The sequence below is a fragment of the Thalassospira xiamenensis M-5 = DSM 17429 genome (genome assembly GCF_000300235.2).
GTDB lineage: Bacteria > Pseudomonadota > Alphaproteobacteria > Rhodospirillales > Thalassospiraceae > Thalassospira > Thalassospira xiamenensis.
The window spans coordinates 1,005,307-1,018,972 of record NZ_CP004388.1; the positions used below are offsets into that span (position 1 = coordinate 1,005,307).

The following is a 13,666-nucleotide window of genomic DNA, read 5'->3' on the forward strand; positions in this document are numbered from 1 at the left end:
TGTGGTATTTTTGCTGCCAAGGATCATCAGGGCAGAGGCCGCATCGGGCAACTGTTAAATGCCGACAAATAAAAGCCCGGTGCAGGGGAGATGCACCGGGCTTGGCTTCGGCATATACGGATCAGGGGAGGTTCCGTGCCGAAGAAGGGCCGTTTTTCGATCAGGCGATGTGCGAGGTTACATCGACATTGCCGCGGACCGAGTTGGAATACGGGCAGATTTTGTGGGCTTCTTCGACCAGCTTTTCAGCTTCGGCCTTATCAAGGCCCGGCAGCGAGATATGTAGGTCAACCGCAAGGCCGAAACCGCCAGCCGCACGCGGGCCGATGCCGACAACAGCCTTGACCGAAGCATCAGACGGAACTTTCGGGCCTCCCTGGGAGGAGACGAATTTCATCGCGCCGATGAAACAGGCCGAGTAACCCATTGCGAAAAGCTGTTCAGGGTTGTTGCCTTCGCCGCCAGCACCACCGAGTTCCTTGGGCGTGGTCAGTTTGACATCGAGGCTGCCGTCTTCGGTTTTCGCACGGCCGTCACGGCCACCGGTTGCACTTGCTGTTGCGCGGTATTTGACATCTACAGACATGGTTTTCTTCCTTTGTTTGAACGTGATGGTTCGAAGGTTTCGATAACCCGGCTGATCAGGGCGTTGGTTCGGTTGGTGCCCCAAATGATATGTCGCCGGGTGGGTGGGGACGCAACCGCGCCCCCGAAAGAAGTTGCAGAAAGTTCAGGTCATTCGCCGTAGAAGGCGTTCTTCAAAAACTGGCTGGCCTGGGCGGTTGCGGCCTTGGCAGCCGGGGTGTCGGCGATGGCATTGAGCATGACGAAATCATGGATCGTGCCGTTGTAGCGAACCGTGGTGACATCCACCCCGGCCTGGCTGAGTTTGCGGGCATAGGCTTCGCCCTCGTCACGCAGCACGTCGTTTTCATCGGTGATGATCAGGGCAGGTGCCTGTCCAGCCAGCAATTCCTGCGGGGCATGGATCGGCGTTACTTTCGGATCGGTGCGGTCCGTACCTTCGGGCAGGTACTGGTTCCAGAACCATTCCATTGCCGCCTTGGTCAACCACGGGCCATTGGCAAACTCGGTATAAGAGCCATTTTCAAAATTCGCATCGGTCACCGGATAGAACAGGACCTGGGCGATGATTTCAGGGCCTTTGCGCTGCTCGGCCAACAAGGAAACAACCGCGGTCATGTTGCCACCGACACTGTCCCCGGCAATCGCCAAACGGGTCGGATCAACGTTAAGCTGTTCACTGTGTTCGGCAACATATTTGGTCACCGCATAATCCTGTTCAATCGCGATCGGATATTTGGCTTCGGGTGAACGTTCATAATCAACGAAGACGACGGCAGCATTTGCCTGTACGGCGATTTCGCGGATCAGACGATCATGGGTTTCCTTATCCCCCAGAACCCAGCCGCCACCGTGGAAGTAGACGACAACCGGCAGGCGGTCGGTGTTGCCTTCGGGGCGGACGATCCGGACCCGGGTTTCGCCGGTCGGACCGACAGGGAAGACGGTATCGGTAACATCGGCGGCGCGTTTTGCAATCGGGCCTGCCTGCGCACCGGCCAGAACATTGCGGGCATCAGTCGGGCTGAGCGTGTAGATCGGTGCACCGCCCGAAGCGGTCAGAGCATTGATGAAGTTCTGGGTGTTATTTTCGAGAACCGGATTTGCCAGTGCGGTCGTGGTGGCCAAGGTTGCTGCCAGAGCAAATGCAGCGGAGGCAACAGTCGTTTTGAATGTATTCATGATCTTGTTCCTTTTGGCTGTCTGGATGGTGCCGCTGTGCGGCGTTTTCCGTTTCGATGATTATGAGATAGCATGCGATTTAATCGTGTGCGATATAAATTTGAGAATATGAGCTATGCAATTAAATCGCTTGTAATTAAATCGTGCGCGATATATTAATGTGGGTTTGATTTGAAATCAGCCGTGTTACGAGCCACAGAAGCAGCACCAGTGACTGCCAGTCGGCCCGGCCCGATAGGACAAAGGAGAACGCCACTATGGACAATCATGATAACAATCCGCTCAGGCTTGAAAACTTCCTGTGCTTTTCTGTCTATGCGGCCAGTCATGCGTTTAACCGTATCTATAAACCGCTTCTTGACGCGCTTGAGCTCACCTATCCGCAATATCTGGTGATGGTGACCCTGTGGGAGGAGGATGATCAGCCGGTTCGCAGCATTGGTGAAAAGCTGTTTCTGGAATCCAGCACCTTGACGCCTTTGCTTAAACGGCTTGAGGCGGCGGGACTGGTTAAACGTACCCGTGATCCAAAGGATGAACGTTCCGTACGTATTACCCTGACAGCAGCGGGCAGGGAATTGCGGCAAAAGGCACTTGATGTACCGCGTTGTGTTGGCGAGGTGGCGGAACTTGATCTTTCGACAATCAAACGCCTGATCGATGATCTGGGCCAGTTGCGTGACAATCTTGAGGCAAATGCATCGCGGAAATAGCGATGAAAACGTTCAAGCAAGCGGCGACTAACGCTTGGATGTCGGTTTGCGCCGGTCCTGATGATAAGTCAGCGCCCAGCCAAGCACGGTTTTAATTGCTTCTTCGGGAAACGGGCGATCCAGCGCAAGCAGGATCGCCCGATTTCCTTCGCATTCCAGAACCCCGTCAAAATGGCTACGGACCCGATCAATCAGGTCGGTCTGGCAGTTGACGTAAATGGCGATCCGGTCGAGTGCCTTTGGTTTCCAGTCGGCCCGGATGGTCGTCCCCGACCCGGAGGGCGTTACCCATGCCGGTTCCCCCCATTTCAGGGTTTCCGTAATCATCCCAATAGGGATATTTGCCGCCAGTTCGAAAATCCATCCGCGAATTGTCATTAACGCCGAGCGGGCATCGTCGGGATAGCATGCGAATTTGGTAGAAAGGTCAGCGGCCAGTTTGGGAACCGTGCCGGGGTCAGATCGGCCTATTCCGAAGGATTGCGTCTGGTTCATATTCCTGCCCGGCATTGAATGCATCAGCCAGACATCATAGCGCAGAAAAAGAAAGGGCGCGATGTCCTGGTGGAAATCGCGCCAAGTTTGCTGTCAGGGACAGCAGGGAGGCATACATCAAGGTTCAGATTGTCTGCGAGAACAGAAAACCACGTAATGCAGCCACCGGCATATCCCCATATGAGGAGGTTAAAAGCATATCGCCTATTCCGTCGAAGATAGCGGGATGCGATTCGGGCATGGAAAAGGCTGCAAGCCGGAACTTGCAGCCTTGTAGGGGGCTGGTCCCAGAGCAGGGCCAGTTTTTATCTAGATGCTTTGGATCAGAGGCCAGATGGCAGCGCAGAACATGACGGCATGCTGTATCAGCATGGAGGGGGCGACCAAGGCAATTGATGCGGTCAGGGTGCCCCAGGCGTGAAGAATCCGTGCGACAATGAAGGCCGCGGCAACCAGCCAGATGATGTCAGACGTTGCCAGAACAGCCTCGAGTGCGAGCACGACAAGAATACAGAAAGGCGCATTTTCGATGAAATTGCCATGCGCGCGTATCCGGCGTTGCAGGGCTTCGTCACCACCGTCGCCACGGGCCAGTTTAAGGTCGCGCCGCCGCAAGGAAACATTCAGGCTAAGAGCGATCAGCATTAGGGCAAAAATGCCAGTCAGGCAGACGGTAACGGTGATCGGCAGCATGTGCATGGTCCTTTGACGCGTTGCGATGAAACAGCTTTGCCTGATTGGCGGGGCGATGCAAGAGGCAGCATGCAAACAGGCCGGAAATATCCGGCCTGTGCTTGGATCGGTTTGTCTGACTCTGCTGTGTTATTCGGCGGCGCGAAGCATGGTGGTCTGATATTGCCCCGATTTGCTTGTGGCTTCCGGGCTATCGCCTTGCACGCGCTTCATCGCGGTGATGAAATCGCTGATCTTGCTGTTCAGGAAACCCGCCTGATGGGCGGTATGATCGGCATTTTCGTGCACCGTGATCGCGCTGTTGCCGACATCGGTAACACTGGATTGAATCGTGGTGACATTTTCCGAAACCCGTTTGGCACTTTCAGAAACGAAATCAACATTGCGGGCAATTTCGCGTGTTGTGGCGTTCTGTTCTTCGACGGCACCGACAATGGCGGTGACATAACTATCGATGCTGTTAATCACGGTGCCGATATTAGTGATGGCATCGGTTGAATTGCGCGACACGCTTTGAATGCGTTCGATCTTGCGGGTGATTTCATCCGTGGCCTTGGCCGTCTGATTGGCAAGGTTTTTGACTTCTCCCGCAACCACGGCAAATCCTTTGCCTGCTTCACCGGCGCGCGCGGCTTCGATCGTGGCGTTCAGGGCCAGAAGATTGGTCTGATCTGCAATCTGGGTAATCAGTTGCACGACTTGGCCCACTTCTTCTGCGACTTCCTGCAGGTTGCGCATTTCGGTCTGGGAGGTATTGGAATGTTCAACAGCGTTATGCGCAATCCCAGAAAACTGTGTGATCTGGGATGAGATTTCGTCAATCGCTGCAACCATTTGTTCGGTTGCAGCACTAAGCGACTGAGCACTTGCTGATGATTCTTCTGCCTCGGTGGCAACAGCACCGGCGAGCGATCCTGCCTGTGTACTTTGGCTTTGCATGGTTTCGGCACGTGAGAGAACTTCATTGGCGCCTTTGACGATATCGGCAAACGTATTTACAAGAGTTTCGCAAAATTCTTTTACCAGTCGATCCGTCTCTGCCCGGCGTTTCTCATCAAGTGCGCGTTGTTGTTCTTGCATGGCTTCAAGTTCACGGGCCTTGATCATATCTGCCTGAAATACCCGCATCGCATCGGCCATCTCGCCGACTTCATCGCGGAAGGCGGAAACCGGCACCGGTGTATCAAGTTTACCTTTTGCCAGATCGCCCAGAGCTTCTGTCAGGCGATGCAACGGACGGGTAATCGACCGTCCCAAAAGCCACGCCAAAAGTATGCCTGATACGAGCGCAAAGCCCGACAAAGCGGTGATCAGAGTTTTGCCCATGCGTTCGTCTTCCAACGCCTTGTTCATTGACAGCTGGGTGTAGTTCGCGACTTCGGCAAGAAGGGCTTCAATGGCGGTATTAAGGTCTTTTTGCAATTTCTCTGTCGCGATGACAGCATCCGCGACGTCGGATGTGCTTGCCCCATTGTCAAGAGCTTTGAAAATGTTGGCGACGTTGGACTCGTAAGTGCGATGATCCGCTTCTATGCGCAAAAGGGCCGCTTCGACAGCGGCAAATTCTGTTCGGTCTGCATTATTTGAAAGCTCGGTGAGATAGGCTTTTACCATTCTGGTTGCTTCACGGAGCTCCACATCGGACTGTTTTGAAATTTCATCGAAATTAGCCCGAACACTGGTTTCGCTCTCGCTATGGGAGTCCACATTGCGGAAACGCAGCGACTTTTCCATCAGGATGGCTTGTTCAAGCTGATGCTGCGTGATTTTTTCAAGCATCAGTGTCAGAGGCAGGTCGCGCGCGGTAACCTGTTCCAGTTCATTGCCGATCACGGTCATTTTGTATACGGCGATGCTGCCAAGCAAACCTGAAGTTAACAACAGCCAGCCCGCAAGACTATATAGGCGCTGCGCAATATTTGACTTCCACACCCATCCAAACATTTAGTTTCCCTCGCGAAAAAGCAGACGACAATTCCACTTGGGGTCGATGTTTGGTTGTTCAAGCTATCCAAAAGGGTGGCGTTTGCTATTTCCGGGTGTGGCGTGTTTTTTCGAACGAAGCGGTTCAACCGATTAAAATGGGCGGCATCCGAAGGTGCCGCCCATGCTGTTCTTCGTGCCCCGAAAGACTAGATGTTACGCAACCGCTCAAGGAAGTTTTTGACCTGTGTATCAAGGTTGCGGGCCTGTTCGGCCAGTTCGGTTGCCCCGGCCTGCACGTTGGACGCGGCGTCGCCCGTTTGCTGGGACGTATTGCGTACGATCCCGATTGAGGAGGATACTTCGTTGGTGCCTGCCGCGGCCTGCTGGACATTGCCCGAAATTTCGGCCGTGGCAGCGCCCTGTTGTTCGACCGCGGCGGCAATTGCGCCGGTGATTTCATTGATGTTGGAAATTGTTTCAGTGATCTTTTCAATCGCGCCGACGGTATTGTGGGTCTCGGACTGGATCGATCCGATCTGTTGGGCGATTTCCTCTGTCGCCTTGGCGGTCTGATTGGCAAGGTTTTTGACCTCGCTTGCGACGACCGCAAAGCCTTTACCCGCTTCACCCGCGCGGGCGGCCTCGATGGTGGCGTTCAGGGCCAGAAGGTTGGTCTGGGACGCGATATCATTGATCAGGCTGACGACCTGACCGATGCGATCAGCGGCTTCGGCAAGGCCGGTGACCATGGCGTTGGCGCGTGATGCTTCGTCGACCGCATTGTTGGCGATTTCAGAAGAACGTGCGACCTGCGAGCTGATTTCCTGAATGGAGGCAGAAAGTTCCTCACTTGCCGAAGCGACGGTCTGGACATTTGCACTGGCCTCGTCGGCAGCCGCAGCAACCACGGTTGCCTGTTCCGAGCTTTCGTTCGCGGCACAGCGCATCTGACGCGAGACTTTTTCCATATCGCCAGCACTGTCAGTGACATGAACAACGATGGAGCCGACCGACTTTTCGAATTCGTCGGCCATCTGCAGGCGGGTGCGGTTGCGTTCTTCGCTGGCGCGATGTTCGGCTTCGCGTTTGTCGCGCTCGGCCTGCTGCATGCCCGCGGATGCTTCTTTGAAAGCTTCGAGCGCCTTGGCAATCGCACCAATTTCGTCGGACCGGTCATGATAGGGGACAGTGACGTTGAAATTGCCCTTTTCCAGGTCGGCAATCACCCCGGCAACACGGGTCATCGGGCGGGCGACCATGGCGTTGGTCGACAGCAGGATCACCGCGATCACAACGATCAAAAGTACCACACCACCGATCAGGGTTGCATTGCGCAGGTCATCGGCCGGGGCATAAACGGTGGCAAGCGGCACGTTGACGACTACGCCCCACTGGTTGGCATAACCTTCAATGGCGACCGGAACGATCAGGTGCATGACTTCGCCATCGTCAATCTGACCGGACTGGCCCGACTTCATCGCTTCAAGAATGGCCGCGTCGGTTGGATTGGCGGCATCAAGTTTGGTGCCGCGGATATCGGGGTTTTCATGGGCAACCCATGTGCCCTGTGCGGAAACAAGATTGACGGTGCCGGTGCCAAACGGGGCCAGTTCGGCAAACCGTTCCGACAGCGCATTCAGTTCAAGATCGACACCCATAACACCAAGAAACTTTCCGCCACTGTCCTGCACCGGATAGACAAACGATGTCAGAACCACATCGCGGCCCTGAATGTCATAGGTAATCGCATCGGTCAGGTAGGGCTTATTGGTGCGTTTGGGTTCAGTGTAATATTCATTGACCTCCGGGTTATCGAGCCCGGTCAGGTGATAGGGGGTAATGCCGCCACCGAAGTTATAATAATAGGTGACATATTTTCCGCTGCCGTCGCCAAACGGTTCGCCTTCGCCCTTGTAATCGGCATCCTTGCCGTCAAGGGCGTTGGTTTCAAATCCGGACCACGCCCCGGCAAGGGACGGGTTATCCATCAGGGTGCGATTGAGGATTTCGTTATAGGCCTTGCGGTCTGCTCCGCCCTGTTCACGAAGTGCGCGAAAGGCACCTGCAAGGTTTTTGGCAACCAGCATCCCGCCATTCAGCACCCGGCTGGCCTGTTCGGCATGGAACTGGCCAACGGCACGGGCTTCGCCCACGGTCAGCTCTTCGGTTGTTTTGCCGGTCTGGACAGTTTGAAGGAAGATGCCGACGATCAGGCAGAAGGCAATTGCGAGTGCACTGACGCAGGTCAGCTTGGCACCAAGAGACATATTCGAAAATCGCATTAAAGGTCCCCTCAGACAATACCTATACTTATGTAGTATTCTTGGTAGTCCTTCCACGTTCTGCCTAACTCAGTGGGTTGGCAGATCCGAAAGGCAAATTATACCATCCACCCTATACTTTAGGTAGTTCATAAATATCTGATTTGCAGAGGGGCAACGCGATTTTTTTATGAAATTTTCGTGCTTGAGTGGCTGGACTTGAAAAGCTGTTCGGCGGGGACCGGTTTGCTGAACAGGAAACCCTGCAATTCGTTACAGCCCTGCCTATGCAGGAAATCACGTTGGGCGGTTGTTTCGACCCCTTCGGCAGTGACTTTGAGGCCAAGGGTCCGTGCCATGGCAATCATGGCTTCGGCAAGGGCGGCATCATCGGTATTTTGCGGAATGCCTTTGATAAAGGCGCGATCAATTTTGATGCGTTCAATCGGCAGGCTTTTGATGGACCGCAAACACGAATAACCCGTGCCGAAATCATCAATCGCGACTGATACGCCAACCGCGCGCAATTCATGCAGGGTATCGATCATGATATCTTCGTCCTGGATCATGCTTTCGGTGACTTCAATCTCCAACCATTTCGGATCAAGTCCGGTATTGGCCAGAACAGTTTGCACCGTTTTGGCAAAGCCCGGTGTGCGCATCTGGCGGACCGAAACATTGACCGCGATGCGGATTGGATCAAAACCTTCATCTTGCCAGCGGCGCGCCTGTGCGCAGGATTCTTCAAGAACCCATTGGCCGATTTCGACAATCAACCCGCTTTGTTCCGCAATCGGGATGATTTCCGCCGGACCAAGAATGCCATTTTGGGGATGGTTCCACCGAATCAGGGTTTCGGTCCCGGTCATTTCACCGGTTTTTGCATCGACTTGCGGCTGATAATAAAGGGTCAGCTCACCCTTTTCCAGACCGCGACGCAATTCCAGGCTGCGCGTCATATAGTGCGTGGCACTTTCGGTCATTTCCGATTTATAAAACGCATAGGTGCGCCGCCCCTGATCCTTGGCGGCATACATTGCCGTGTCGGCCAGCCGGATCAGATCCTGTGGTGAATGGGCATTTTCGGGATAAAGGGCAATACCGATGCTGGCCGATAATGTCAGTTCATGGCCGACAATATAGAACGGCTTTTGCAGTTCATGAATGATGTGGCTGGCAAGGTTGCCTGCGGCGGCCTCGCTATGCATGTTTTCGCGGATAATCAGGAATTCGTCCCCGCCAAGGCGCGCGATGGTATCGGTTCGATCGGTCAGTGCCTTGATACGGGTCGCAACAATCAGCAAAACCTGATCACCGGCGGCATGGCCAAGTGTATCGTTAATATTCTTGAAGTCATCAAGATCAAGGAACAGGCAGGCGACCACCGATCCGGTACGTTCGCAGCGTTCAATCGCACGGTTCAGCCGGTCGGTCGCCAGAAGCCGGTTGGGCAGGCCGGTGAGGCCGTCATACTGGGCCAGGTAATGCAGTTCCTGTTCGGCCTGTCGGATGGCGGTGAGATCCGAAATCATCGCAACGAAATGGGTCAGGACGCCATCGTCGTCCTCGACCGCGATGATCTGCATCATGATGGAAATCGGATTGCCCGACATGTCGCGGGTTTCGATTTCGCGGTGCCAGTGGCGGCGTGTGCGCAGCGTATGGAACAGTTCCTGATAAAAGGCGGGCGGGAAGGCTTCTGGCACGATCATATAGGGCGGGCTGCCGACAACGTTCATCGGGTCTGCGCCTGTAATCTGGCAATAGGCACGGTTGGCGCTGGTGATGTTCAGGTCCGGGTCAAGTATCAGAATACCATCCTGGGTGGTTTCAAATACTGTCATCGCCTGACGGAGCTTGTCATTGGTCAGACGTTGATCGGTAATGTCCTGCATCACGCCTATGATGCGCTGGGTGCCCTTGCGGTCATTGATATAGGACTTGCCGCGTGCGCGGAACCAGCTTTGGGTGCCTTCGCATTGCTCGCCGCGGAAAACGACGTCGTAGAATTCGCCATGCAGAACGGCATATTCGAATGCCTTGCGGACCATGTCGCGATCACCGGATGCAACACGATGCAGAAAATCTTCCCAGCTTTCGGTGATTGTTTCTGCACTTTGATTTTCGTCGGGTAAAAACTGCGCCAGACCGGTACTGTGCATTTTGCGGGTACTGACATCCACCTCCCAGCAGCTCATGCGGGCAGCATGCATGGCAAGCGACAACCGTTCCTGACTTTCACGAAGGGCGAGTTCTACCTCGCGGCGTTCCAGTGCCATCTGGATTGTCGCGTGTAGTTCACGTTCTGAAAACGGTTTTAACAAAAAGCCATAGGGCCGGGTTTGGCGCGCCCGTTCAAGGGTTGTATCCTCGGAATAAGCCGATAGATAGATGATCGGGATCATCAGATGTTCGGGGATGCCCGCCGCGGTTTCAATGCCGTCAATATCGCCGTCGATGCGGATATCCATCAGAATGATGTCAGGCGCATCGGTTTCAATCGCTTTCAAGGCATTGATACCGGCACTATGGACCGATGTCCGGTCATAGCCGAGCCGGGCAAGCTGTTGACGCAAATGCAGTGCGACGATCCGTTCATCTTCGACAATCATCACATGGATCGGCTTGCGCATGGCGATCATCAATCCTTTATCGTGAAGCGAATAGTGATGCGGGTTGGGTTGCGGGTGTGCATATCAAGGGTCCCGCCAAGCTGATCGGTCAGCAATTCAACCAGTTGCAGGCCAAGCCCGCTGCTGCTGTCGATATAGAAACTTTCCGGGAATCCGACCCCGTCATCGGTCAGGCTGAGTTCGATCTGGTTCGGGGCGATTTCGGTGGCGGAAAGGTTTATTGTGCCCTGTCTGTTACCGGGAAATGCGTGTTTGAGCGCATTGGTGATCAGTTCGTTGGTAATCAGGCCGCACGGCACGGCCGTTCCGATCGGAAGCGACACCGAACCCAGATCGCGTTCAAACCTGATGAGGTCGGGGTTGGTGTTAAAGGTCACCAGCAGCGAATTGATCAACGCATCACAGAAATAGTTGAAATCGACGCGCGAAACATCTTCGCTTTGATAAAGGGTCTGGTGGATTTGCGCCATGGACCGGACACGGTTGCAACTGTCGCGCAGAATTTCACGCGCCAGATCGTCCTTCACATTGGCGGTTTGCATATCAAGCAGACTGTGAACGATTTGCAGATTGTTTTTGACCCGGTGATGGACTTCCGACAGCAGGATTTCCTTTTCCTGCAAGGATTTTTCCAGACTTTCCTGACGGCTTTTGCGGTCTGAAATATCGACAATGGCGGCCAGGACCTGTACACGGTCGCCTTCGGCAATCGGGTTAAGGCCGATTTCCACCGGAAACTCGCTGCCATCCTTGCGCAGGGCATAAAGATCTCTCCCCGGTCCCATCGGGCGTGGTCCGGGGGCGGCGATGAAACTGTTGCGAAGCCCGGCATGATGATGGCGGAACCGATCTGGCACCAGCACATCGACCGGCTGGCCGAGTAATTCATCACGGGTATAACCGAACACCTTTTCGGTTTCGGCATTGACCATTTCAATAAGACCCTTGGCATCGACAAGAATCATCGCGTTCGGCGCATATTCAACAACGCGCCGGAATCGATGATCTTCCTCGAATGCGACATGCGGTGCGGTCATCGTACTGCCCGATCCATCGGTGTGCGACGCCGACAAGTCTTTCATGTCTGACGTTTCGTTCAATCATTTCTCTCCCGTGCAAGGCGGTCTCCCGCCTTAAAAAGGACAGGGACCCCCTGATCGTCGCCCGTTTTCTTCGCCCACTCCCGGCGGCTTTTTTGTTCCTGACTGCACGGACAAGTAACAGTTACGACATATCAGCGCTCGGCAAGCTGGTTTCAACCACCCGTCGGTGTAGGTTTGGTTTTTTTCTTATATTTGCTGTATCCTGCTGATCCGATGCGCGAATTTTGCGTGTTACTATGCCCGCCCTCTCTGTCAGGGTGGGAGAAGTGACGGGGTGCGCCGGTTAAATCGCGCGTTGCAGTTCGGCCATGTCCGATCCGGACTTGATCTTGCAGGCCGGCGGGGATAGCTTCGCGCACGCACGGAATCCGGGTGATTTCAGGTGTGGCCGGATTTCCAGATAATTCAACGATACAACTGACAAACAAGGTTTCAAAAATGACAGCCGATCTTCGTGATGCCGCCTTTAACAGCAACGTCTGGGCCTTCCAGGAAGCCCGCAAGCTGGTTGAGCGGTACAAACAGAAGAAGCCTGAAAAGGGTTATGTGCTGTTTGAAACTGGTTATGGCCCGTCCGGCCTGCCCCATATCGGGACGTTTGGCGAAGTTGCGCGCACAACCTATGTCCGCCGCGCGTTCGAACAGATGTCCGATATTCCGACCAAACTTTTCTGCTTCTCGGATGATATGGACGGTCTTCGCAAGGTGCCCGACAATATCCCGAACAAGGATATGGTCGCCCAGCATCTTGGCAAGGCATTGACCAGCGTGCCGGACCCGTTTGGCACCCATGAAAGCTTTGCGCATCACAACAATGCGCGTCTTTGCGATTTCCTTGATAGCTTCGGCTTTGATTATGAATTCAAATCTTCGACCGAATGCTATCGTTCGGGCATGTTTGATGCAGCGCTTCTGCGTCTTCTGGAACGGTATGACGCGATCCAGAAAATTATGCTGCCGACCCTTGGTGAAGAACGCCGCGCGACATACAGCCCGTTCATGCCGGTCGAAGAAGGTACCAACAAGGTCCTGATGGCCAAAGTGACCGAGGTTAACGTTGAAGCCGGGACCATCGTTTACGAACATCCCGAAACCGGCAAGCTGGTTGAAACCCCGGTCACGGGGGGCCGTTGCAAATTGCAGTGGAAGCCGGACTGGGCGATGCGTTGGTTTGCGCTGGGCGTTGATTACGAAATGGCGGGCAAGGACCTTATTCCGTCGGTCGAACTTGGCAACAAGATCGTCAAGGCGCTTGGCGGCACCCCGCCAGAAGGCTTCAATTACGAGCTGTTTTTGGACGAGAACGCACAGAAAATCTCGAAATCCAAGGGCAATGGCATTTCGATGGAAGACTGGCTGAAATATGCGCCGGAAGATAGTCTTTCGCTGTTCATGTTCCAGAAGCCGAAAACCGCAAAGCGCCTGTATTTCGATGTCATCCCGAAAACGGTTGATGAATATCTGACCTTTGCCGACAAGCTGAAAACCGAAACCGACCCGGAAAAGCTTTTGCAGAACCCGGCATGGCACATCCATGAAGGCAAGGCACCGGAACGCGATATTCCGTTGTCGTTCGGTATCTTGCTGAATCTTGTTTCGGTCTGCAATACCAGCGACCCGGAACTTCTTTGGGCGTTCATTTCGCGCTATGCCAAGGGCGCAACGCCGGAAAATCAGCCTTATCTCGACAAGCTGGTCGGCTATGCGATCAACTATTACAACGACTTCGTCAAACCGACGAAAAAATACCGCGCCGCGACGGATGCGGAAAAAGCAGCCCTGACCGAACTGCGCGATATGCTCAAAACCCTTGATGCCGGCACTGATGGTGGCGATATCCAGACCCAGGTTTTCGAAGTGGGTAAAAACCACAATTACGAAAACCTGCGCGACTGGTTCAAGGCACTTTATGAAATCCTGCTGGGACAGGAACAGGGCCCGCGTATGGGATCGTTCATTGCGCTTTACGGTATTGATGAAAGCATCCAGCTGATCGACCGTGCGATTGCCGGTGAAGAACTCGGCGCGTAAGCAGTCGCTTTTTTCAGGCTGCTGTAAAATATCAAGCGACCCGT

The 13,666-nt window shown here is 54.3% G+C and carries 10 protein-coding genes; 2 read left to right on the forward strand and 8 right to left on the reverse strand.

All coding sequences use genetic code 11. The features are described from left to right. Positions 1-160: 160 nt before the first annotated feature. Entirely contained in the window at positions 161-586 is a 426-nt protein-coding gene (locus tag TH3_RS04610; protein ID WP_007090453.1) for an organic hydroperoxide resistance protein, read from the reverse strand. Between the two features lie 149 nt (positions 587-735). Beyond that, the gene (locus TH3_RS04615; RefSeq protein WP_007090452.1) at positions 736-1,767 is read right to left on the reverse strand and encodes an alpha/beta hydrolase; all 1,032 of its coding nucleotides are present in this window, start codon (positions 1,765-1,767) and stop codon (positions 736-738) included. Between the two features lie 257 nt (positions 1,768-2,024). On the opposite strand from TH3_RS04615, the gene TH3_RS04620 reads away from it, so the two are divergent. Further along, on the forward strand, positions 2,025-2,480 hold the full coding sequence (locus TH3_RS04620) for a MarR family winged helix-turn-helix transcriptional regulator (protein WP_007090451.1): 456 nt from the start codon (positions 2,025-2,027) through the stop codon (positions 2,478-2,480). Positions 2,481-2,507: 27 nt separating this feature from the next. Here the strand turns inward: TH3_RS04620 and TH3_RS04625 are convergent, their stop codons facing one another. The 6 genes from TH3_RS04625 to TH3_RS04650 all read right to left on the reverse strand — a co-directional run bounded on the left by TH3_RS04625 (position 2,508) and on the right by TH3_RS04650 (position 11,588). Further along, a complete protein-coding gene (locus TH3_RS04625; protein WP_007090450.1) occupies positions 2,508-2,975 on the reverse strand; it encodes a DUF1801 domain-containing protein in 468 nt (155 codons plus the stop codon). A gap of 309 nt (positions 2,976-3,284) precedes the next feature. After that, positions 3,285-3,668 (reverse strand): MAPEG family protein, encoded by a 384-nt coding sequence (locus TH3_RS04630; protein WP_007090449.1) that lies wholly within the window; start codon positions 3,666-3,668, stop codon positions 3,285-3,287. Positions 3,669-3,797: 129 nt separating this feature from the next. Then, on the reverse strand, positions 3,798-5,612 hold the full coding sequence (locus TH3_RS22265; RefSeq protein ID WP_007090448.1) for a methyl-accepting chemotaxis protein: 1,815 nt from the start codon (positions 5,610-5,612) through the stop codon (positions 3,798-3,800). 188 nt (positions 5,613-5,800) lie between these two features. Next, the gene (locus TH3_RS04640) at positions 5,801-7,876 is read right to left on the reverse strand and encodes a methyl-accepting chemotaxis protein (protein WP_007090447.1); all 2,076 of its coding nucleotides are present in this window, start codon (positions 7,874-7,876) and stop codon (positions 5,801-5,803) included. A gap of 167 nt (positions 7,877-8,043) precedes the next feature. After that, on the reverse strand, positions 8,044-10,497 hold the full coding sequence (locus TH3_RS04645; protein ID WP_007090446.1) for a two-component system response regulator: 2,454 nt from the start codon (positions 10,495-10,497) through the stop codon (positions 8,044-8,046). Then, positions 10,497-11,588, reverse strand: coding sequence for a sensor histidine kinase (locus tag TH3_RS04650; protein ID WP_233421840.1), 1,092 nt, complete (start codon positions 11,586-11,588; stop codon positions 10,497-10,499). The genes TH3_RS04645 and TH3_RS04650 overlap by 1 nt, the downstream gene beginning before the upstream one ends. 441 nt (positions 11,589-12,029) lie before the next feature. On the opposite strand from TH3_RS04650, the gene TH3_RS04655 reads away from it, so the two are divergent. Continuing rightward, positions 12,030-13,622, forward strand: a complete 1,593-nt coding sequence (locus TH3_RS04655; protein WP_040059583.1) for a lysine--tRNA ligase — start codon at positions 12,030-12,032, stop codon at positions 13,620-13,622. Positions 13,623-13,666: the final 44 nt, after the last annotated feature.

Bases quoted from the DNA above. Each gene is read 5' to 3' on its own strand.
- TH3_RS04655 (WP_040059583.1), top strand. From the start codon at position 12,030: ATGACAGCCGATCTTCGTGATGCCGCCTTTAACAGCAACGTCTGGGCC.
- TH3_RS04630 (WP_007090449.1), bottom strand. From the start codon at position 3,668: ATGCTGCCGATCACCGTTACCGTCTGCCTGACTGGCATTTTTGCCCTA.
- TH3_RS04610 (WP_007090453.1), bottom strand. From the start codon at position 586: ATGTCTGTAGATGTCAAATACCGCGCAACAGCAAGTGCAACCGGTGGC.
- TH3_RS04640 (WP_007090447.1), bottom strand. From the start codon at position 7,876: ATGCGATTTTCGAATATGTCTCTTGGTGCCAAGCTGACCTGCGTCAGT.
- TH3_RS22265 (WP_007090448.1), bottom strand. From the start codon at position 5,612: ATGTTTGGATGGGTGTGGAAGTCAAATATTGCGCAGCGCCTATATAGT.
- TH3_RS04625 (WP_007090450.1), bottom strand. From the start codon at position 2,975: ATGAACCAGACGCAATCCTTCGGAATAGGCCGATCTGACCCCGGCACG.
- TH3_RS04615 (WP_007090452.1), bottom strand. From the start codon at position 1,767: ATGAATACATTCAAAACGACTGTTGCCTCCGCTGCATTTGCTCTGGCA.
- TH3_RS04620 (WP_007090451.1), top strand. From the start codon at position 2,025: ATGGACAATCATGATAACAATCCGCTCAGGCTTGAAAACTTCCTGTGC.
- TH3_RS04645 (WP_007090446.1), bottom strand. From the start codon at position 10,497: ATGATCGCCATGCGCAAGCCGATCCATGTGATGATTGTCGAAGATGAA.